The organism is Mitsuaria sp. CC2, from assembly GCF_048957715.1.
GTDB lineage: Bacteria > Pseudomonadota > Gammaproteobacteria > Burkholderiales > Burkholderiaceae_C > Roseateles.
This window is the reverse complement of the sequence record NZ_JARVXN010000018.1, coordinates 310,752-330,580: the sequence shown is the minus strand read 5'-3', so window position 1 is coordinate 330,580 and position 19,829 is coordinate 310,752. Positions and strand designations below refer to the sequence as shown.

At 68.3% G+C, this 19,829-nt stretch carries 17 protein-coding genes; 7 read left to right on the top strand and 10 right to left on the bottom strand.

Annotated features, from left to right (window positions below):
- The 6 genes from PV762_RS14135 to PV762_RS14110 all read right to left on the bottom strand — a co-directional run.
- A partial coding sequence (locus tag PV762_RS14135) for a peptide chain release factor 3 (RefSeq protein ID WP_421035642.1) occupies nt 1-1,010 on the bottom strand: 1,010 nt, incomplete at its 3' end.
- Nucleotides 1,011-1,073: 63 nt separating this feature from the next.
- Nucleotides 1,074-1,679: a DJ-1/PfpI family protein gene (locus PV762_RS14130; RefSeq protein WP_421035641.1), complete on the bottom strand. Its 606-nt coding sequence runs from the start codon at nt 1,677-1,679 to the stop codon at nt 1,074-1,076.
- Nucleotides 1,680-1,746: 67 nt separating this feature from the next.
- Nucleotides 1,747-2,127, bottom strand: a complete 381-nt coding sequence (locus PV762_RS14125; protein WP_421035640.1) for a hypothetical protein — start codon at nt 2,125-2,127, stop codon at nt 1,747-1,749.
- 2 nt (nt 2,128-2,129) lie between these two features.
- On the bottom strand, nt 2,130-3,353 hold the full coding sequence (locus PV762_RS14120; RefSeq protein WP_421035639.1) for an acetate/propionate family kinase: 1,224 nt from the start codon (nt 3,351-3,353) through the stop codon (nt 2,130-2,132).
- A 3-nt stretch (nt 3,354-3,356) separates the two neighbouring features.
- The gene (fabI, locus tag PV762_RS14115; RefSeq protein ID WP_421035638.1) at nt 3,357-4,148 is read right to left on the bottom strand and encodes an enoyl-ACP reductase FabI; all 792 of its coding nucleotides are present in this window, start codon (nt 4,146-4,148) and stop codon (nt 3,357-3,359) included.
- Nucleotides 4,145-6,421 (bottom strand): DUF3141 domain-containing protein, encoded by a 2,277-nt coding sequence (locus tag PV762_RS14110; protein WP_421035637.1) that lies wholly within the window; start codon nt 6,419-6,421, stop codon nt 4,145-4,147. Before PV762_RS14110 ends, fabI begins: the two co-directional genes overlap by 4 nt.
- 119 nt (nt 6,422-6,540) lie before the next feature.
- Here PV762_RS14110 and PV762_RS14105 point away from each other — a divergent pair, with 119 nt between their 5' ends.
- The 3 genes from PV762_RS14105 (at nt 6,541) to PV762_RS14095 (ending at nt 8,744) form a co-directional block, all read left to right on the top strand.
- The gene (locus tag PV762_RS14105; RefSeq protein WP_421035636.1) at nt 6,541-7,494 is read left to right on the top strand and encodes a phosphate acetyltransferase; all 954 of its coding nucleotides are present in this window, start codon (nt 6,541-6,543) and stop codon (nt 7,492-7,494) included.
- A 168-nt stretch (nt 7,495-7,662) separates the two neighbouring features.
- The gene (locus PV762_RS14100; protein ID WP_421035635.1) at nt 7,663-8,067 is read left to right on the top strand and encodes a RusA family crossover junction endodeoxyribonuclease; all 405 of its coding nucleotides are present in this window, start codon (nt 7,663-7,665) and stop codon (nt 8,065-8,067) included.
- A complete protein-coding gene (locus tag PV762_RS14095) occupies nt 8,064-8,744 on the top strand; it encodes a hypothetical protein (protein WP_421035634.1) in 681 nt (226 codons plus the stop codon). Before PV762_RS14100 ends, PV762_RS14095 begins: the two co-directional genes overlap by 4 nt.
- An 83-nt stretch (nt 8,745-8,827) precedes the next feature.
- On the opposite strand, the gene PV762_RS14090 is transcribed toward PV762_RS14095, so the two are convergent.
- The 3 genes from PV762_RS14090 to PV762_RS14080 form a co-directional block, all read right to left on the bottom strand.
- On the bottom strand, nt 8,828-9,352 hold the full coding sequence (locus PV762_RS14090) for a Dps family protein (RefSeq protein ID WP_067280034.1): 525 nt from the start codon (nt 9,350-9,352) through the stop codon (nt 8,828-8,830).
- 239 nt (nt 9,353-9,591) lie between these two features.
- Nucleotides 9,592-11,076 (bottom strand): catalase, encoded by a 1,485-nt coding sequence (locus PV762_RS14085; RefSeq protein ID WP_421035633.1) that lies wholly within the window; start codon nt 11,074-11,076, stop codon nt 9,592-9,594.
- A gap of 211 nt (nt 11,077-11,287) precedes the next feature.
- Nucleotides 11,288-12,208: a hydrogen peroxide-inducible genes activator gene (locus PV762_RS14080; protein WP_421035632.1), complete on the bottom strand. Its 921-nt coding sequence runs from the start codon at nt 12,206-12,208 to the stop codon at nt 11,288-11,290.
- 101 nt (nt 12,209-12,309) lie between these two features.
- Between PV762_RS14080 and panB the strand changes: the two genes are divergently transcribed.
- The 3 genes from panB (at nt 12,310) to PV762_RS14065 (ending at nt 14,981) form a co-directional block, all read left to right on the top strand.
- Nucleotides 12,310-13,197, top strand: a complete 888-nt coding sequence (gene panB, locus PV762_RS14075; RefSeq protein WP_421035631.1) for a 3-methyl-2-oxobutanoate hydroxymethyltransferase — start codon at nt 12,310-12,312, stop codon at nt 13,195-13,197.
- 13 nt (nt 13,198-13,210) lie between these two features.
- Nucleotides 13,211-14,044, top strand: a complete 834-nt coding sequence (gene panC / locus PV762_RS14070) for a pantoate--beta-alanine ligase (protein ID WP_421035656.1) — start codon at nt 13,211-13,213, stop codon at nt 14,042-14,044.
- 217 nt (nt 14,045-14,261) lie between these two features.
- Nucleotides 14,262-14,981: a peptidylprolyl isomerase gene (locus tag PV762_RS14065; protein WP_421035630.1), complete on the top strand. Its 720-nt coding sequence runs from the start codon at nt 14,262-14,264 to the stop codon at nt 14,979-14,981.
- A gap of 36 nt (nt 14,982-15,017) precedes the next feature.
- Here PV762_RS14065 and recG read toward each other — a convergent pair whose 3' ends face one another.
- Nucleotides 15,018-17,168, bottom strand: coding sequence for an ATP-dependent DNA helicase RecG (gene recG / locus PV762_RS14060; RefSeq protein WP_421035629.1), 2,151 nt, complete (start codon nt 17,166-17,168; stop codon nt 15,018-15,020).
- 129 nt (nt 17,169-17,297) lie between these two features.
- Between recG and PV762_RS14055 the strand changes: the two genes are divergently transcribed.
- Entirely contained in the window at nt 17,298-19,673 is a 2,376-nt protein-coding gene (locus PV762_RS14055; protein WP_421035628.1) for a YCF48-related protein, read from the top strand.
- Nucleotides 19,674-19,829: the final 156 nt, after the last annotated feature.

Below are 19,829 nucleotides of genomic sequence, written 5' to 3'. Positions count from 1 at the left end.
GAGCGGACCACCTTCAGGCGCATGCCGCGCTCGAAGTGGCCCGAGGCCACGCGCAGGAACGCGATGCGGTCGCGGTGCGCCGGGTCCATGTTGGCCTGGATCTTGAAGACGACGCCGGTGAACTTGGGTTCTTCCGGCTGCACCACGCGCTGCATCGCGGCGCGTTTGGCCGGGGCGGGCGCCAGCTCGACCAGCGCGTCCAGCACTTCCTGCACGCCGAAATTGTTGACCGCGGAGCCGAAGAACATCGGCGTCTGCTTCCCGTCGAGGAAGGCGGCTTCGTCGAAGGCGGGCGCGGCTTCCTTGACCAGTTCGATCTCGCCCTGCGCGTTGTCGTACTGCATGCCGAAGCGCTCGGCGTAGGCCGGGTTGTCCAGGCCGTCCAGCACTTCCTCGGTCCCGGCGGCGCGGTCCTCGCCGGGCGCGAAGACGCGCATGCGCTGCTGGCGCAGGTCCATCACGCCGTGGAAGTGCTTGCCCATGCCGACCGGCCAGGTGAACGGCACCACCGTCATGCCCAGCTCGCGCTCGATCTCGTCCATCAGCGCCAGCGGTTCCTGGACCTCGCGGTCCATCTTGTTGACGAAGGTCAGGATCGGCGTGTTGCGCGCGCGGCAGACCTGGATCAGCCGGCGGGTCTGCGGCTCGACGCCGTTGGCCGCGTCGATCACCATCAGCGCCGCGTCGACCGCGGTCAGCACGCGGTAGGTGTCCTCCGAGAAGTCCTGGTGGCCGGGGGTGTCCAGCAGGTTGATGACGCAGTCGCGGTACTCCATCTGCATCACCGACGAAGCCACCGAGATGCCGCGCTGCTTCTCGATCTCCATCCAGTCCGAGGTCGCGTGCCGCGAGGCCTTGCGCGCCTTCACCGAACCCGCGATCTGGATCGCGCCGGAGAACAGCAGCAGCTTCTCCGTCAGCGTGGTCTTGCCCGCGTCAGGGTGGGAAATGATGGCGAAGGTGCGGCGACGGCGCACTTCGGAGGGGATGCGGGAGAGGTCGGTGGACATGGCGACTCGGGGCGGCTCTGGGGCGGCGAACCCGCGATTATCGGCCATGCACCGCGCGCGTTCTCACGGCGTCGCCATGAAGGGACGCACGCGCGCCAGCAGCCGTTCGACGTACTCGTCCTTCTCCCCGACCGGCGCGGCATAGGTGAGCGCATCGCGCGCGGCGGACTCGCCGGCCTTGCTCCACATGAGCCATGCCGAGAGGTATTGCGATGCGAGGCAGCCGCCCGAGGTCGCCACGGGGCCGCGGGCGTGGAAGGGTTCGTCGAGGACCCGCACGCCGGCTTCGACCAGCCAGGGGCGGGTGGAGGCGTCGGTGCAGGCGGGCGCGTCGCCCAGCAGCCCCAGCCGCGCCACCAGCAGCGCGCCCGAGCATTGCGAGGCGACCAGCTGCCGCGTCGGGTCGAGCTGCAGCCGGTCCAGCACCGCCGAGTTCTCCGCGATCGCCCGCGTGTAAATGCCCGAGCCGAACCAGACCGCGTCGGCCTCGTTGGCCCATTCGAGCGGATGCTTGAGCTGGACGGTGACGCCGTTCATCGAGGTGACCGTCGGCCCCGGCCCGCAGAGCTCGGCGGACCAGCCCAGCGGCTTGAGCCGGTTCAGCAGTCCCAGCGGGATGAAGCTGTCGATCTCGTTGAAGCCGTCGAAGGAAAGGAGGGCGATGCGCATGGATGGACCCCGCAAGGCGATGCGGCCCACTGTAGCGCCGACGATGGCCGCGCCCAAGCCGATGGGGTTATTGAGCGCCAGGACCGCCCGGACCGGCGGCATCGCCGGGCGCCTGCGGCGTGCCCAGCGTGCCGAGCTGCCTGCCGATGCGCACCAGCAGGTGCTGGCGCACGCGCTGGACCACTTCGGCCGCGTCGACCGGACCGAGTTCCTCGGCCAGCCGGGCCTGGACTTCATAGTGCAGGTAGAGCATGCCGCGCAGTGTCTCGAAGCCGCTCTCATGGCCTTCGCCGCAGATGCGCAGGTCGTTGTCGAGCACGCGCTCGATGACGCCGGGATCGAGCAGCCGCACGTGGCACATGATCGCCAGCTGCGCGATCTGAAGGTCGACGTCCTCGACGGTCTTCTCCCATTCGTCGTGGCTGTAGCGTTGCTTGGGGGTTCGCATGGTCACTCCTCCCCGGCGAGCAGCCGGAACGTGTGGCGGGCCATCATGAGTTCCTCGTCGGTGGGGATCACCCAGGCCTCGCACCGGCTGTCGACGGTGCTGATCCGACGCTCCGCCGGCCCCTCGCGGTTGGCGGCGTCCTGCACGGACACCCCCAGCCACAGGCAGCGCGACAGCACGCGGCGACGGACTTCCGCGGCATGCTCACCGATGCCGGCGGTGAACACCAGTCCGTCCAGGCCGCCCATCTCGGCGGCCAGCGCGCCGATCTCGCGGGCGACCCGGTGGACGAAGACGTCGATCGCGAAACGCGCCCGCGGCGCGTCGCTGGCCAGCAGCTGGCGCATGTCGCTGGACACGCCGGACAGGCCCAGCAGGCCGGACTGCTTGTAGAGCAGGGCTTCGAGCGCGCGCGCGTCCATGTGCTGCTCGTCCATCAGGTAGATGAGCACGCCGGGGTCGACCGCGCCGCTGCGCGTGCCCATCGGCAGGCCGTCGAGCGCGGTGAAGCCCATGCTGCTGGCGACGCTGCGGCCGCGGTGCAGCGCGCAGGCGCTGGCGCCGTTGCCCAGGTGCAGGATGACGGTGCGCCCGTCCGCCAGCCGCGGCGACAGCGCCGGCAGCCGCGACGCGATGTACTCGTAGCTCAGCCCGTGGAACCCGTAGCGGCGCACGCCGGCCTCGAACAGCGCGTAGGGCAGGGCGAAGGCATCGGCGACGTCGGACTGGCCGCGGTGGAAGGCCGTGTCGAAGCACGCGACCTGCGGCAGTCCGGGCCGCGCCGAGAAGGCGCGGCGGATCGGTGCCAGGTTGTGCGGCTGATGCAGCGGTGCGAGCGGCGTCAGCGCCTCCAGTTGCGCCAGCACCGGCGGCGTCACCCGTACCGGCTTCGCGAACGCGGTGCCGCCGTGCACGACGCGATGGCCGATGCCCAGCATCTCGATGCGCGGGAATTCATGGGCGACGAACTCGACCAGGTGATCGAGCGCCCCCTCGTGCGTCAGCGTGTCGCCGACGGGCCAGTCGCGCGAGCCGGCGGTCGAGCCGTCGGCATGCGAGGCCTCGAAGTGGGGCTTGGCCGTCCCGATGCCGTCGACCTGCGCGCGCAGTTCCAGCCGCAGCGGTCCCCGCCGGCGGTCCTCGTGCAGCGAGTACATCGACAGCTTGATGCTGGAGGACCCCGCATTGACGACCGCGATGAATTCGCCTTCAAGTCGTGCATCCATCGCTCACCCCATGATGTGATAGCCGCCGTCCACGTAGAGCGTGGAGCCGGTGATGAGCCGCGCGTGATCGGCCGCGAGCATCGCGGTCGCATAGCCGACATCGTCGATCGTCGCCAGCGCATGGGCCGGCGCGCGGGCGGCGGCGTCGGCGAGCAGCTGGTCGAACTCCTCCAGGCCCGAGGCCGCGCGTGTCGCGATCGGCCCCGGCGAGATCGCATGCACCCGGATCCCGGCCGGACCCAGCTCGTGCGCCAGGTAGCGCACCGAGGCTTCCAGCGCTGCCTTGACCGGACCCATCAGGTTGTAGTGCTCGACGACGCGGCTCGCGCCCTGGAAGCTCATCGTGAACAACGTGCCGCCGGAGGTTCGCATCAGCGGCTCCGCCAGGCGCGCCATGCGGATGAAGCTGTGGCACGAGATGTCCATCGCCAGCGCGAAACCGGCGGCGCTGCTGTCGACGAGCCGGCCGTGCAGGTCGTCCTTCGGTGCGAAGGCGATCGAATGCAGCGCGGCGTGCAGGATGCCCCAGCGCTCGGACACGGCGGCGAAGACGGCGTCCAGTGCGTCGGGATCGCGCAGGTCCAGCGGCAGCAGCAGTTCGGCGCCGAGTTCGTCGGCCAGCGGCTTCACGTGCGCGAGCGCCTTGTCGTTGAGGTAGGTCAGCGCCAGGTCCGCGCCCATTGCGCGGAAGGCCCGGGCGCAACCGTAGGCGATGGACTGGTCGTTGGCGATGCCGGTGATCAGCACCTTGCGCCCGGCCAGCAGGCGGCCGAACTGGACGGCGGCGGAGTTCATGCCACCGCCTTGCGGCGACGCGCGGGCTTGGCCGCCGCCGTCGAGGCCGCGATCGAGACCGTCGCCGTGGTCGCCGCGATCGGTGCCGACAACGCGAGCGCCATGTCGGCGACACGCGCCGGATCGACGTGCAGCAGGTCGTGGACGTAGCGCGCCGCGGGCGACTGCGGGTCGGCGAGCTCGGATTCGGCCATCAGCACCGCGCTCGCCAGGGCCAGCGCCTGCTCCCGGTCCTCGAGCGTCGGCAGCAGCGTCGGCAGCGCGGCCATCGCCTCGTCGGGCGCGAAGGTCACGATGAGCGCCTGCCGATGCAGGAGCGTCGCCCAGTCCTCGCCGGGCACCGCCGCGGCGGCGACGGCCCCTTCGGCCTCCTCGGCCATGCGGCGGTGGGAATCGGCCAGCAGCTGGCCCAGGACCAGCCCGCGCCGCTGGACGACGCCGCGATGAGCCAGCCCCGCCAGCAGGATGCGGCAGACCGCGTCCGCGAATCCGCCTTGTTCGACCTGCTCCAGCGCCATGCGACGGCCTTCGCGCTCGTCGGCGGCCGCGTGCGCGATGCCGGACGCGAGGTCCGAGTCACGCGGTGGCAGCACGGCGCCCAGCCCGCCCGGGCCATACACCGCCTCGACCCAGTGCACGAGCGTCGCGTCACGCTGGTGGCCGAGCCGGTCCAGCGATTCGCTGATCGCGCGGGAGCCGAGCTGCTCCCACTTCAGCCACGGGTTGTCGGCATCGACGTTCTGGCGCTGCGTGCGCGCGTGGTCGGCGGCCTGCTTGAGCCACGGCGCCAGCGGATGCAGGTCGGAGATCGCCAGATGCTGCAGGCGCAGCGGGTGCGTCCAGCGCAGCCACTCGCCGAGCGCCTTGCTGCCGACCGCGCGCACCGCCGGTTGCAGCCACTGGCGGTAGCGACGCATGTTCATCTCGGACACCTGCGCGATCGTGCTGAACAGCGCCTCGTCGCGGCGGCATTCCGGATTCAGCGCGCGCAGGTCGTCCACGGTGCGGGTCTCGAAGCTCACCGAGTAGTCGCCCGATTCCAGCGCCGCCAGTGGCGCGTCGGGATCGCGGGCATCGATCTTCATTTCGTAGAGACCGGGCGGCAGTGCGACGATCTGTTCGAGCGTGTCGAAGATCTGCTCATGCTCGCGCCGCGCGATGCCGCCGCCGACGAAGATGCCCAGGTGACCGATCTTCGGATGCAGCATGTAGACGATGGTGCGGCCCGCCTTGACCAGCGCCTTCTCGCTGCCCCAGACGTCGATGATCCAGTCCAGCGCCTGCTGCGGCGGCGTGATGTTGTCGCCCCAGGACGCGAAGATCACCATCGGCGCGGTGATGTGGCGCAGGTCCAGCCGGTAGCCTTCGAGCTCGACCTCGCCGCGCGCCAGCCGGTTGCCGATGAACAGGTTCTCGACGATCGCCTCGATCTCCTCGCCGGTCATCCGGAAGTAGCCGCCCCACCAGCGCTCGAAGTCGAGGAAGCGTTCCCGCTCGGTGTCGACGTTGGCATAGAGGTGGTAGTACTTGTCCCACCAGCTGTTGGCGAGGTTGAGGTTCTCGAAGTTGGAGACCAGGTGCGCGCCGTCGAAGCGGTCGCCGCCCAGGTCCGCCGACATCGCCGACATCCAGGCGCCGCCGAGCGCGCCGCCCGCGTAGCGCATCGGGTTCTGCTCCGGCGAGCCGGCCCAGTACGACAGCGGGGCGCCGTTCAGCACGATCGGGCCCATCAGGTCGCTGCGCACGGCGGCCAGCGCGGCGACGGCCCAGCCGGCCTGGCAGTTGCCGATCACCGCCGGCAGCCCCGGCGCCTTCGGATGGCGCCGGGCGACTTCCTCGATGAACTGTGCTTCGGCGCGGGCGACATCGAGCAAGGTCTGACCCTCGACCGGTTCCGGCTCGAAGGTGATGAAGTAGACCGGATGACCGGCGCGCAGCGCGACGCCGATCTCGGAGTCCGGCTTGAAGCCGCCGATGCCGGGTCCGTGGCCGGCGCGCGGGTCGATGACGACGATAGGCCGCCGCGCGGGATCGACGATGTCGCCGTCCGCCGGCAGGATGCGCAGCAGCGCGTAGTTGCAGGGCTGCGGCAGGTCGCGGCCGTCGATCAGCAGTTCATGTTCGAACTTGAGCAGCGCCGGCTTGCCGGCCTGCAGATGGTCGAGGAACACGTTGCCGCGCTCGCGCATCGTGTCCAGCGTCAGCAGCGTGCGCTGCCACGCGTCGGTCGCGTACGCTTGCCAGTCGTGGATCCAGTCGGACGTTCCGGACATTCGCTTTGCTCCCAGCACTGCCTCGCGAGATCCGCTCGGCTTGATTTGTTGCACCGCAGCATGCATCATCGACCGCGACTCGTTGCCAATGTCCCAGGGAGACGCAGGGTGATCGAACAATGACCGAACAAACGCCCCAGGCCCATCCGCACTACGACCGTCTCATCGATGCGGTGCGCGATCTGCCGCCGTTGCGCATGGCGGTGGTCCATCCCTGCAACGAGGTGTCCCTGCTGGCCGCGACGGAAGCGGCGGCGTTGGGTCTGATCGAGCCGATCCTGATCGGCCCGGCGCGCAAGGTGTCAGAGGCCGCGGCGGCGGCCGGCGTGGACCTTTCTCGCTACATCCTGGTCGACGTGCCGCACAGCCATGCGGCGGCGGAGATGGGCGTGGCGATGGCGCTCAAGGGCGAGGTCGACGCGCTGATGAAGGGCAGCCTGCACACCGACGAACTGATGGCCGCGGTGGTGCGGCGCGACGGCGGCCTGCGGACCGCGCGGCGGATCAGCCACTGCTTCGTGATGGACGTGCCGGGACATGCGCAGCCGCTGATCATCTCGGACGCGGCGATCAACATCGCGCCGACGCTGGAGGAGAAGGTCGACATCGTGCAGAACGCGATCGACCTGGCGCATGCGCTGCACCTGCCGGAGGTGCGGGTGGCGCTGCTGTCGGCAATGGAAACGGTGAATCCGAAGGTGCCGTCGACCTTGGACGCGGCGGCGCTGTGCAAGATGGCGGACCGCGGACAGATCACCGGCGCGGTGCTGGACGGTCCGCTGGCGATGGACAACGCCATCGATCCCGAGGCGGCGCGCATCAAGGGCATCGTGTCGCCGGTGGCGGGCAAGGCCAACGTGCTGATCGTGCCGGATCTGGACGCGGGCAACATGCTCGCCAAGAGCCTGAGCTTCCTGGCGCAGGCCTATGCGGCGGGGGTGGTGCTCGGCGCGAAGGTGCCGATCGTGCTGACCAGCCGCGCCGATTCGCGCACGGCGCGGCTCGCGTCGTGCGCGTTGGCCTCGATGCTGGCGCAGGCCCGCCGGGACGGGCGCATCAAGGCCGTGGGGTAGTCACCCCGATTTAATCGCAATGCGCAGCTGGCGTGCCCTTCCAAGCGCCGACTCACAGCACCAAGCTGGGGCAATGTGTTGGGGCAGCACCCTCTCTGAGGTGATGGCTCTCCGCGAAGCGCTCTGGAGAATGGTGGCAGCGATTCATTCTTTCGAACACGCCTGCCGTTGATTGTCGATTTCCTTTTGCCGAGAACTCCGGTTTCTCATCAGGCCAAGAACAAGGACCACAAGGAGGCTTGGCGGGACTACGTTTATGGCCGAGCCATGCAGGCTTGGCCTGCGAATCCATTGATCGACTGTCATCTCAAGTTCACGATGGTCTATTTGGCCGATGATCCCAGGGCGGGAGACATCAACAATTTTGTGAAACCGGTGCAGGACGCGTTGTGCGCGTTGATCTATGCGGACGACGCGATGGTCCTGGACGTTTCCGCGCACATGCGTTCGCTTACTGTGCCTAATTCGATTGCAGGAATTCCACGTTTGTTGGCTCAAGCGATCATCGATGGGGAGCCTTGTGTGTATGTAGCCATCTCGGATTCAAGGGATCTGGCAGAGGAACTGAAATGAGTACAGAAAAGGCCCGTCAGGCAGAACGTTTGATCGCCAAGCGCTACGAGTTGCAGGGATATGCGGTAACAGTGGAGCCATCCATGAGCCAGCTTCCGTTCTCACTTGGAAGCTATCGTCCCGATCTACTTGCAGTTAATGGGAAGGAACATCTGCTGATTGAGGTAAAGACGGCAGGCAGCCCGCTAAATGCCGAACTCATCTTTGACGTGGATCAGGAAGTTCAGCGCCATCCCGGCTGGAAATTTCTGATCGTCACGGTTCGCGACGACGAGTTGGTGGATGACGCATCGTCAGGGCCGACGGCATCGGGCGGCGTCACGATTCGCAGCTTGCAGGCCCGATTGGCAGAAGTCGATCGACTTGGAATTCGAGCTGAAACTGCGGGCTTCTTGGTGCCAGTCCTCTGGACCGTGCTGGTGTCCGCGTTGAGAGCGTTGATTTCAAAGGATGGCGAGGTGGCGGACGGCTACACAGATTTCAGCCTCATCAACAAGGCCTATTCGTCAGGGCACATCTCCGCCGAGCAGCATCAAACTCTAAAGAAGTTTCTTTCCCTCAGGAACGACGAAGTGCATGGGCTGGAGTCGAAGGCTACAGAAGCAGATTGCTGGGCAATGCGAGACATGGCCGAGAGCTTGACTGTGTGGCTTCAAGAGGGAGACCGAAGCCGTTGAGCGTCACGCGACACGCGATGGAATCAAAGAAAAAGGGACCGAACGGTCCCTTCCTTCTCAGCGAGCAATGCGTTGGCGGCTGATCACTCTTCCAGCAGCGAGCGCAGCATCCACGCGGTCTGCTCGTGCACCGTCAGGCGCTGGGTGAGCAGGTCGGCGGTCGGTTCGTCGCTGGCCTTGTCGACCAGGTCGAACAACGCGCGCGCGGTGCGGGCGACGCCTTCATGACCGTCGACCAGGATGCGGACCATGTCCAGCGCCTTGGGCGGCGTGGTCGGCGCGTCCGGCAGCGAGCTCAGCGCCGCGAATTGCGCGTAGGAGCCCGGCGCCTTGTGACCCAGCGAGCGGATGCGCTCGGCGACCGGGTCCACGGCGTTCCACAGCTCGGTGTACTGGGCCATGAACATCGCGTGCAGCGAGTTGAACATCGGCCCGGTCACGTTCCAGTGGAAGTTGTGCGTGGTCAGGTAGAGGGTGTAGGTGTCGGCCAGCAGCTTGGACAGGCCCTGCGCGATCGCGGCGCGGTCCTTGTCGCTGATGCCGATCTGGATGGACGGCGCGCCCTTGGCGGAGGCGGCTTTGGCGGGCGAGGGGCTCTTCTTGGCCATCGAGGGACTCCTTACGGGAATGGAAGACAAAAGACGCCCCGCAGCCTAACCGATCCAGGGGATCGGCAACATGACCGTGGGGCGCGAGGCGGGTGCTGCTCAGGTGACGCTGTGTTGCATCCAGTCGATCAATGACTGTGCATTCAGCGCGGCGCCGGCGGCCACCAGCAGCCAACCCAAGGTGCGTTGTCCGGATCGTGGGGTCATGTCTTGCTCCTTACAGATGAAATCCGGCGGTGTCAGACGGTGAACTCGATGTCGAGCGCGCTCAGCGCGGCGCGCACGACACGGCCGTAGGCCGGATCGGCCTTGTCGAAGTGGCCCAGCTGTCGATCGATGATGAAGGACGGCACGCCGCGCATCGATTCGGCGATGTTGCGACCCAGGCGCTGCTGCTGTTCTTCGCCGAGCAGGCGGAACAAGGCGCCGGGCTGCGCGTAGTCGTCGTTGCCGACGCGATGGTCGAAGCGCGCCGCGTCGCCCTGCAGACGCAGCGGCGGTTCGGCCACGGAAGGATCCTGCGTCGCGCCGCCAAGGCTGTTGGGCTCGTAATACGCGTTCGGATTGCCGGTCGGCGTGCGGAAGAACTTCATCGCGCCGTCCTTGTGATAGTGATGGACGGGGCATTTGGGCGCGTTCACCGGCAGCGCCTCGTAATGGGTGCCGAGGCGGTACCGGTGCGCGTCGGCGTAGCTGAAGATCCGCGCCTGCAGCACCTTGTCCGGGCTGAAGCCGATGCCCGGGACGATGTTGCTGGGCGAGAACGCGGCCTGCTCGATCTCCTCGAAGTAGTTCGCCGGGTTGCGGTTGAGTTCCAGCACGCCGACCTCGATCAGCGGGTACTCGGCGTGCGGCCACACCTTGGTCAGGTCGAAGGGGTTATAGGAGGTCTTGTCGGCGTCGAGTTCCGGCATCACCTGCACGGACATCGTCCACTGCGGGAACTGGCCCTGGTCGATGGCGCCGAAGAGGTCTTCCTGGTAGCTCTCGCGGGACTGTCCGATGACGGCGGTCGCTTCGGCGTTCGTGAGGGTGCGATGGCCCTGGCGGGTCTTGAAGTGGAACTTCACCCAGAAACGCTCGCCGTCGGCGTTCCAGAAGCTGTAGGTGTGGGAGCCGAAGCCGTCCATGAAACGCGGGCTGACGGGGATGCCGCGGTCGCTCATCAGGATGGTGACCTGATGCAGGCTCTCCGGCGAAAGGCTCCAGAAGTCCCACGCGGCGGTGCCGGAGCGCAGGTTGTTCACCGGATGGCGCTTCTGCGTGCGGATGAAGTCGGGAAACTTGAGCGGGTCGCGGATGAAGAACACTGGCGTGTTGTTGCCGACCAGGTCCCAGTTGCCTTCCTCGGTGTAGAACTTCAGCGAGAAGCCGCGGACGTCGCGTTCCGCGTCAGCGGCGCCCTGCTCGCCGGCGACCGTCGAGAAGCGCGCCAGCAGGGGCGTCTGCTTGCCGACCTCACCGAACAGCTTCGCGCGGGTGAAACGGGTGATGTCCTGCGTGACGGTGAGCGTGCCGAAGGCGCCCCAGCCCTTGGCATGCACGACGCGTTCGGGGATGCGCTCGCGGTTCTGGTGGGCCAGCTTTTCCATCAGCTGGTAGTCCTGCATCAGGACGGGGCCCCGCGGGCCGGCGGTCAGCGAGTTCTGGTTGTCGGCGATCGGCGCGCCGGCGCTCGTCGTCATGACCGGGCACTGGGCGGGATGTTGGGGCTTGGCGCTCATTCGGGGCACTCCTCGATGCTTCAGACAGGGACGCTTTTGTAGAGGTCCGGACCGGCGCTGAACTCTCCCGGAAGGAGGACCGCGACGGCGCATGAGGAGGACTTTAGATAAATGCTATCGATGAAGATATTTGGATAGCTTAAAACTGGCGATTGGGAAAAACTAAAGCGACCCCGAGGCGGCTGTGGCTGGGGTCGGGTCTTGCGCGTGGTTACGACAGCAACGTCACCCCTTTGAGCGTGCACGCATACACCGCGTTGCGCAGTGCCGCGACCGCCTCGTAGCGGGTGAAGGTGCGGCGCCAGGCCAGCACGACGCGGCGCGTCGGCGCCGGCTCTTCGAAAGGCACGTAGCGCAGGTGCGGCGGGACATGGTCCGGCACGCTCAGCGCCGGCACCACGGTGACCCCCATCCCGGACGCCACCATGTGCTTGATCGTCTCCAGCGAACTGCCCTCGAAACTCTTTCGGATGCCTTCGGCGTCCGTCGAGAAGCGCGCGAACTCCGGGCAGACCTCCAGCACGTGATCGCGGAAGCAGTGGCCGTTGCCCAGCAGCAGCATGGTCTCGGCCTTGAGTTCCTCGGCGCTGATGCGCGGCTTCTTCGCCAGCGGATGCACCGCCGGCACCGCGACGACGAAGCTCTCGTCGTACAGCGGCGCCACCGCCAGACCCGCGTCGGGGAAGGGCTCGGCCATGATCGCGCAGTCCAGCTCGCCGGTGCGCAGCATGTCCAGCAGCTTCTGGGTGAAGTTCTCCTGCAGCATCAGCGGCATGCGCGGATAGAGGTCGATGCAGTGCTTGACCAGTTCCGGCAGCAGGTAGGGCCCGATCGTGTAGATGATGCCCAGCCGCAGCGGCCCATCCAGCGGATCCTTGCCGCGCTTGGCGATGTCCTTGATCGCACTGGCCTGCTCGATCACCGATTGCGCCTGTCGCACAATGTCCTCGCCCAGCGGCGTCATCGTCACCTCGTTGGCGCCGCGCTCGAAGATCTTGACGTCGAGTTCCTCCTCCAGCTTCTTGATCGCCACCGACAGCGTCGGTTGGGAGACGAAGCAGGCTTCCGCGGCGCGGCCAAAGTGGCGCTCGCGGGCGACGGCGACGATGTAGCGCAGTTCGGTCAGGGTCATGGCCGGCATTGTCCTCAGAAAGCGGCATCGTGGCATCGCCCCGGTACACTGCCGGCCCATTCCCCGGCCCCTCCCCGGATCCATCCTCCAGGGGGACACGCATGACCGACTCGACCTCCCCCCCGAATTCCCCGCCGCCGTCCGCCCCGACGTCGCTTTATGCGGTGCCGCGTCCGGCCGGCGCTTCGCCCGACCGCAAGCCCGTCACGCTGCAGCGCCTGCTCGACATGCATGCCGCCGGCGAGAAGATCGCGATGCTGACCGCCTACGACGCCACCTTCGCGCACGCGATGGAGGACGCCGGCGTGGATTCGATCCTGATCGGCGATTCACTGGGCAACGTCGTGCAGGGCCTGCAGACGACGGTGCCGGTCACGCTGGAAGCGATGGTCTATCACACGGCCAACGTGGCGCGCGCGCGCCGCGTGTCCTGGGTCGTCGCGGACCTGCCGTTCGGCACGTACCACGAGTCGCCGCAGATCGCCTGGAAGAACGCGATGCAACTGGTGCAGGCCGGCGCGCACATGGTCAAGCTCGAAGGCGGCGGCTGGACCACCGAGACGGTCCGCTTCCTGACCGAACGCGGCATCCCCGTCTGCGCCCACCTGGGCCTGACGCCGCAGACCGTCACCGCGCTGAGCGGCTTCAAGGTGCAGGGTCGCGACGAGGCCGGCGCCGCGCGCATCAAGGCGCATGCGCGCGAACTGGTCGACGCCGGCGCGCAGATGCTGCTGCTGGAGATGGTGCCGGCGGCGCTGGCCGGTGAACTGACCCGCTCGCTCGGCGTGCCGGTGATCGGCATCGGTGCCGGCGCGGAATGCTCCGGCCAGGTGCTGGTGATGCACGACATGCTGGGCGTCGGCGGCGGGCGCAAGCCGCGCTTCGTGCGCGACTTCCTGCAGGGCGCGGGCTCGATCGGCGAGGCCTTCTCGCGCTACGTCACCGACGTGAAGTCCGGCGCCTTCCCCGCCGCCGAGCACACGTACTGATCGCCGGATGATCATGAAGATCCACCACGACATCGCCGGCCTGCGCGCCGCGCTCGCGGGCGGCCGCCCGGTGGCGTTCGTGCCCACGATGGGCAACCTGCACGACGGGCATCTGGCGCTGGTGCGCCAGGCCCGCGAGGCGGTCGGTCCGGACGGCCTCGTCGTCGCCAGCATCTTCGTCAACCGGCTGCAGTTCGCGCCGCACGAGGATTTCGACCGGTATCCCCGCACGCTCCCGCGCGACGCCGAGCTGCTGGAGGGCGCCACCTGCGACCTCGTCTTCGCGCCCGACGAGCGCGAGATGTACCCCGAGCCCCAGGGCTACAAGGTGCACCCGCCGGCAGCGCTGGCCGACATCCTCGAGGGCCACTTCCGGCCCGGCTTCTTCATCGGCGTCTGCACGGTGGTCGCGAAGCTGTTCCAGATCGTGCAGCCCGACGTGGCGGTCTTCGGCAAGAAGGACTACCAGCAGCTGATGGTGATCCGTCGCATGGTGGACCAGATGGCGATGCCTGTCCGCATCCTCGCGGGCGAGACCGAACGCAACGCCGACGGCCTGGCGCTGTCCTCGCGCAACGGCTACCTCAGCGGGCAGCAGAAGCAGGACGCGCTGCTGCTGTCGCGCACCTTGAAGGCGATGATCGCGCGCTGGTCGGCCGGCGAGCGGGACCTCGACCACATCGAGTCCGACGCGATGGCCTCGCTGCGCGAGGCGGGCTGGGCGCCGGACTACCTCACGCTGCGGCGGCGTCACGACCTCGGCGCGGCGCGCGAGGGCGAGCCGCTGGTGGCGCTGGCCGCTGCGCGGATCGGTCAGACCCGCCTGATCGACAATCTGGAATTCTGAAACCGGCCGTGTCTTTCGGGCAGGGATCCTGGCTCCTTCAACCCTGTCGAGAACCCGCTCGGTGAGGTCCGACACTGTGTAAAGACGCCGTTAGGGAAAGCCCGATCTCATTTCGTGCGGCGCGCGCACCTGCCCCCATGACTCGTGTCAGTCTGCCCACGATACTTCGCCCTTCTTTGCCAGAAAGCGCGAGCCACAAGCTCCCATCGCAAGCCCCATGAAGTCGATCACCATGACCTCCTCGATCTCCTCCAAGCCCCGTCTGCTGGCGCTCTCCGCCGCACTGGGCGGTGCGTTGATGCTGGCTGCTTGCGGCGGTGGCAGCGACAACGACAGCGGCAACCCGACGCAGACGCCCAAGCCGAACCCGGTGCCGGTCGCGCCGACCACGACCTGCAGCGCCGCCGGCGTCGCCGCCGCGAATCTGAGCACCGCGACCGCGGTCGTGTGCATGCTGACCAGCGACGGCGAACTGGTGGTCGAGCTCGACTCGCGCACGCCGATCACGACGGCCAACTTCCTGAAGTACGTCGCCGCGAAGTACTACGACAACACGATCTTCCATCGCGTGGTGCCGGACTTCGTCGCGCAGGGCGGCGGCTTCATCACCGGTTATGTCTCCAAGGCGCCCGGTGCCGACCTCGGCGGCGCGATCAAGCTGGAGACCAACGTCGGCGTCTCCAACCTGAAGTACACGATCGCGATGGCACGGACCTCGGTGGCGGACTCCGCGACCAGCCAGTTCTTCTTCAACTCCGTCGACAACAGCAAGGTGCTGGACTACAAGAGCGCCGCGGAACCCGGCTACGCCGCGTTCGGCCGCGTGATCTCGGGCACGGCCACGGTCGACAAGATCAACGCCGAACCGCAGCTCTTCGCCGGTGCCGAAGCCACGGCGACGGAAGTCCTGCTGTACTGGGCCGTCCGCCTGAAGTGATCGTCCCGTGTCCGGCCGCCAAGCCTGCGGTCGGGGTCAGGCCTTGAGGTACTCGGTCTTGTGACCGAGCCAGCGCTCGACCTGCAGCTGCGCCGCGCGCGGCTGCTCGTCGAGCAGCCGCGGCGCCAGCGCCCGCGCCGCGCTCAGCAGCGGCGCGTCTTCCTGCAGATCGGCGAAACGCAGCAGCTGGGCGCCGCTCTGGCGCGCGCCCATGAACTCCCCCGGTCCGCGGATGTCGAGGTCGCGTCGCGCGATCTCGAAGCCGTCGGTGGTCTCCGCCATCGCGCGCAGCCGCGACTTGCCGGTGTCCGACAGCGGCCCGGTGTAGATCAGGACGCACACGCTGGCGACCGAGCCCCGTCCGACGCGCCCGCGCAGCTGGTGCAGCTGCGACAGGCCGAAACGCTCGGCGTGCTCGATGACCATGACGCTTGCGTTGGGCACGTCGACGCCGACTTCGATGACGGTGGTCGCGACCAGGATGTGCATCTGGCCGCTGCTGAACAGGGACATCACCGCGGCCTTCTCCGCCGCCGGCATGCGACCGTGCAGCAGTCCGACCGTCTTTCCCGGCAGCGCCGCGCCGAGTTCGGCGTGCGTCTCGGTGGCGTTCTTGAGGTCGAGCGCCTCGGACTCCTCGATCAGCGGGCAGACCCAGTAGACCTGCCGCCCGTCCTCGACGGCGGCGGCGATCTTCTCGATCACATCGTCGCGTCTGCCGTCGGCGAAGACGCGGGTGACGATGGGGCTGCGGCCCGGCGGGAGTTCGTCGATCGTCGACACGTCCAGATCGGCGAAGTAGGTCATGGCCAGCGTGCGCGGGATGGGCGTGGCGCTCATCATCAGCAGGTGCGGTTCGAGCGGGCCTGAACCTGGCGGCACGCCCGGGCCGACCGCGCCCGTCGCCTCGTCGGCGAGCTTCTTGCGCAGCGCCAGGCGCTGTGCGACGCCGAAGCGGTGCTGCTCGTCGATGATCGCCAGCCCCAGCCGGTGGAAGCGCACCTTGTCCTCGATCACCGCGTGCGTGCCGACGATCAGCGTGGCCTCGCCCGAGGCGGCCGCGTCCAGCATCTTCTGCCGCGCCTTGCCCTTGACGCTGCCGGTGATCCACGCGACGCGGATGCCGAGCGGCTCCAGCCAGCCGATCAGCTTGCGGAAATGCTGCTCGGCCAGGATCTCGGTGGGCGCCATCAGCGCGCATTGCCAGCCGGCGTCGATCGCCACGGCCGCGGCCAGCGCCGCCACCACCGTCTTGCCGGAACCGACGTCGCCCTGGAGCAGCCGGTGCATGGGCTGCGGGCGGGCGAGGTCGGCGGCGATTTCCCCGGCGACACGGTGCTGAGCGCCGGTCAGCGCGAAGGGCAGGGCGGCGAGCAGCTGCTCGTGCAGGCCGCCCGGCCTGCCGCGCAGCGACGGGGCGCGCAGATGGGCGCGTTCGCGCTGGGCGCGCTGCTGGCTGAGCTGCTGGGCGAGCAGTTCTTCGAACTTGAGCCGCTGCCAGGCCGGATGCGTATGGTCCTCCAGCGTGGACAGGCCCGCGGACGGCGGCGGGTGATGCAGGAAGTTCAGCGCGTCGCGCAGCGCGGGCAGCCCCTTGGGCACCAGTGCGAGCGGCAGCACCTCGTCCAGCGGCGCTCTGCGCAGCGCGGAGGCGACCGCCTTGCGCAGATAGGTCTGCGGCAGCTGCGCGCTCGTCGGATAAACCGGCGTGAGCGAAGTCGACAGCGGCGTGTCCGCGTCGACCTTGCGGAAGTTGGGATGGACCATCTCGCGGCCGAAGAAGCCGACGCGGATCTCGCCGCGCACGCGCACGCGGGCGCCCACCGCCATCGTCTTCTGATGCGCGGGATAGAAGTGGAGGAAGCGCAGCGTGAGCAGCGCGCCGTCGTCGTCGCGCAGCTTGACCAGGAGCTGGCGGCGGCCGCGCATGTCGATGCGGCTCTCGATCACCTCGCCTTCGCACTGGAGCGTGTCGCCGTCGTGGGCACGATCCAACGGGGTCAGGGTGGTTTCGTCCTCGTAGCGCAATGGCAGGTGCAGCGCGAGGTCGATGTCGCGCGTCAGGCCCATTTTCTCCATCGCCTTCTGCGGCGCGGATTTGGCCGGCGCGGCGTCCGCGCCCGTCCCCGGGCGACCGGGCTTCGCGGGCGGCGGCGGTGGCGATGGAGCGGTGCTGGCCTGGGTCATGTGGACGGAGATTTTGCCTCGGGGCGATCCCCCGTTCGGGCGAGACGCGAGGGCGTTCAGATCACGTCAAGCTCCTGCAGAATCCGCCCGGCAAAAAACGCAAACAAATTGAAACATCGGGAGGATTGCATGAGCAAGAACGAACGCGTGCGCGCCGGCTGGGCCGGCGTGCTGATCAGTGCGGCGCTGTTGAGCGCCTGCGGCGGCGGCGGCGGTGACGACGCGCCGGCGCCGCCCCCGCCGGTGCAGGGCGTGGCGATTCCGGACAACCTGGCGATCGCCGCGTCCGCGAGCACCGACGTCACCTCGGCCACCGCCTTCACCAGCAATGCTGCCGCGACCGCGGGTCTGAGCTTCGCCTGGACCTTCGGCGACGGCACCACCAGCACGGATGCCAGCCCGAAGCATGACTTCGCGAAGGTCGGCGACTACCAGGTGACCTTGAAGGTTTCGAACGCCGCGGGCGCTTCCAAGGAGGTCAAGTGGACGGTGACGGTGCTGAACCGCGGCCACGTGCGGGGCCTGAACTGCACCGCCGCCGACAACGCCGGCTGGTGCTGGCAGGCGCCGCGGCCCACCGGCACCACGCAGAACGACGTGCGCTTCCTGGATGTCAACAACGGCTGGTCGGTCGGTGATGCTGGCGAGATCCTGCGCACGGTCGACGGAGGGCAGACCTGGTCCAAGGTCGCCAGCGGCGTGACGACGCGCCTCAACAGCGTGCGCTTCGCGGACGCGAAGAACGGCTGGATCGTCGGCGACTTCGGCGCGTTGCTGCGCACCACGGACGGGGGCGAGCACTGGACGCTGCAACCGGTCGGCACCGCCCAGGCCTACTCGCCCAAGCTCCAGCTGGCCGGCGCGAACACCTTGGCGCTGGTCGACGGGACCCGCCTGCGCGCGACCGCGGACGGCGGCGCGACCTGGGTCGACCAGAGCTTCCAGAGCGAACCCCAGCTGGCCAGCGACGGCACGCTGTGGGTGATGGAGGGCTTGACGCTGCGCCGTTCGACGGACTTCGGCAAGACGCTGGTCACCGCGGTGACCCTGGACGCGGCGGACCGCCAGCCCGTGGTGCAGACCTGGGGCAAGACGGTCCAGGTGCGCAGCTATACCGACACCTACGTGCCGGGCACCGGCACCACCTACGTGCAGCGCTTCCGTCTCAGCACGGACGGCGGCCTGACCTGGGCGAGCTTCGACGCCCAAGGGCTGCCCGCGAGCTTCTGGCCGTTCTCGGGATCGATCCAGATGCTCGACGGGCTGGTCGGCGCGACCAGCTACAACGGCGCGCTGTACCGCACCCAGGACGGCGGACGCACCTGGGCCGCGTTGAGCTTCGTTCCCGGCGGGTCGAATCCCGGCCTCTACTACTCGGCGCAGGCCGAGGGCAACTGGTTGCGCCAGTACTACGAGAACGGCACCGGCGTCACCGTCTATGAGGTATCGGCGGACGCTGGCGCGAGCTGGACGCGCGTGAAGGGGCTGCCGGACGCGCTTTACAACTACCGCCTGAGCCGCATTGGCGACCAGAGCTGGCTCGCGATGAGCAGCTACAACGGCGCCACCCTTCTGAGCAACGACGGGTTGCAGACGTGGCAGCGCGTCGCGGGTCCGGACCCGGAGGCGGCGGCCAAGACGCTGACCGCGTTCTGGTTCTTCGAGGGCAAGCGCGGGCTCGCGTTGACGAACGGCGGCGACCTGATGGAGACGGTCAACGGCGGGCTGGATTGGACGGCGAAGTTGACCGGTCTGGCGCAACAGACCAATTCGACGATCGCCAGCCGCTTCCAGTTCATCGACGCCAAGACCGGGTGGCTGCTCGCCGGCGACGGCCGCATCTACATGACCGAGGACGGCGGCGCGACGTGGCTGACCCCGCTGATGCCTGCCAACCGGGTGGTGAGCGCCTTCCACTTCACCGATGCCGCCAACGGCTTCGCGGTCACGACCTCGGCCTCCTGGGTCTATCCGATGACGTCGACGGTGGTGTCGACGACGGACGGCGGCAGGACCTGGACGGAACAAGCCAAGCTGGATGTCGGCTACAACGACATCAAGTTCAGCGGCAAGAACGGCGTGATGGTCGGGGACAGCGGCCGCGTGGCGGTGACTGCCGACGGCGGCAAGACATGGACCGGCCGCTTCACGGGCACCTCCTCGTCGTTGCGTCAGCTGGCCTTCAGCGACGCGGCGACCCTGTGGGTCGTCGGCGACGGCGGCGTGCTGATGTCCTCGACCGACCTGGGCGTCACCTGGCAGGCGGCCGGCATCGGCCTTTCCGGGCCGTCGCTGCGCGGCATCCGTTTCCTGGACGCGCAGCGCGGCTGGGTCGTGGGCGACTCGGGCACGATCCTGCTGACGGTCGACGGCGGCAAGACCTGGCGCTCGCAGGTGTCCGGCACGCAGCGCGCGCTGTCGCAGGTGCAGTTCCTGGATGCGCGTACGGGCTGGATCTCGGGCGCCAGCGGCACGCTGCTGGCCACGGGCACCGGCGGCCAGTGAGTCGACGGCCAGCGATCGGACGCGACGTCGTCTGATCCGCCCGCCAAGCCGGCCCGATCGAAAGACCGGCCGGCTTTTTTCATGAACGCCTGCCGCCCGATGGCCGCGTCTGTCTGTGCGCAGATCGCCCGCTTGTCGTCCGTCCTAAGGGCATGT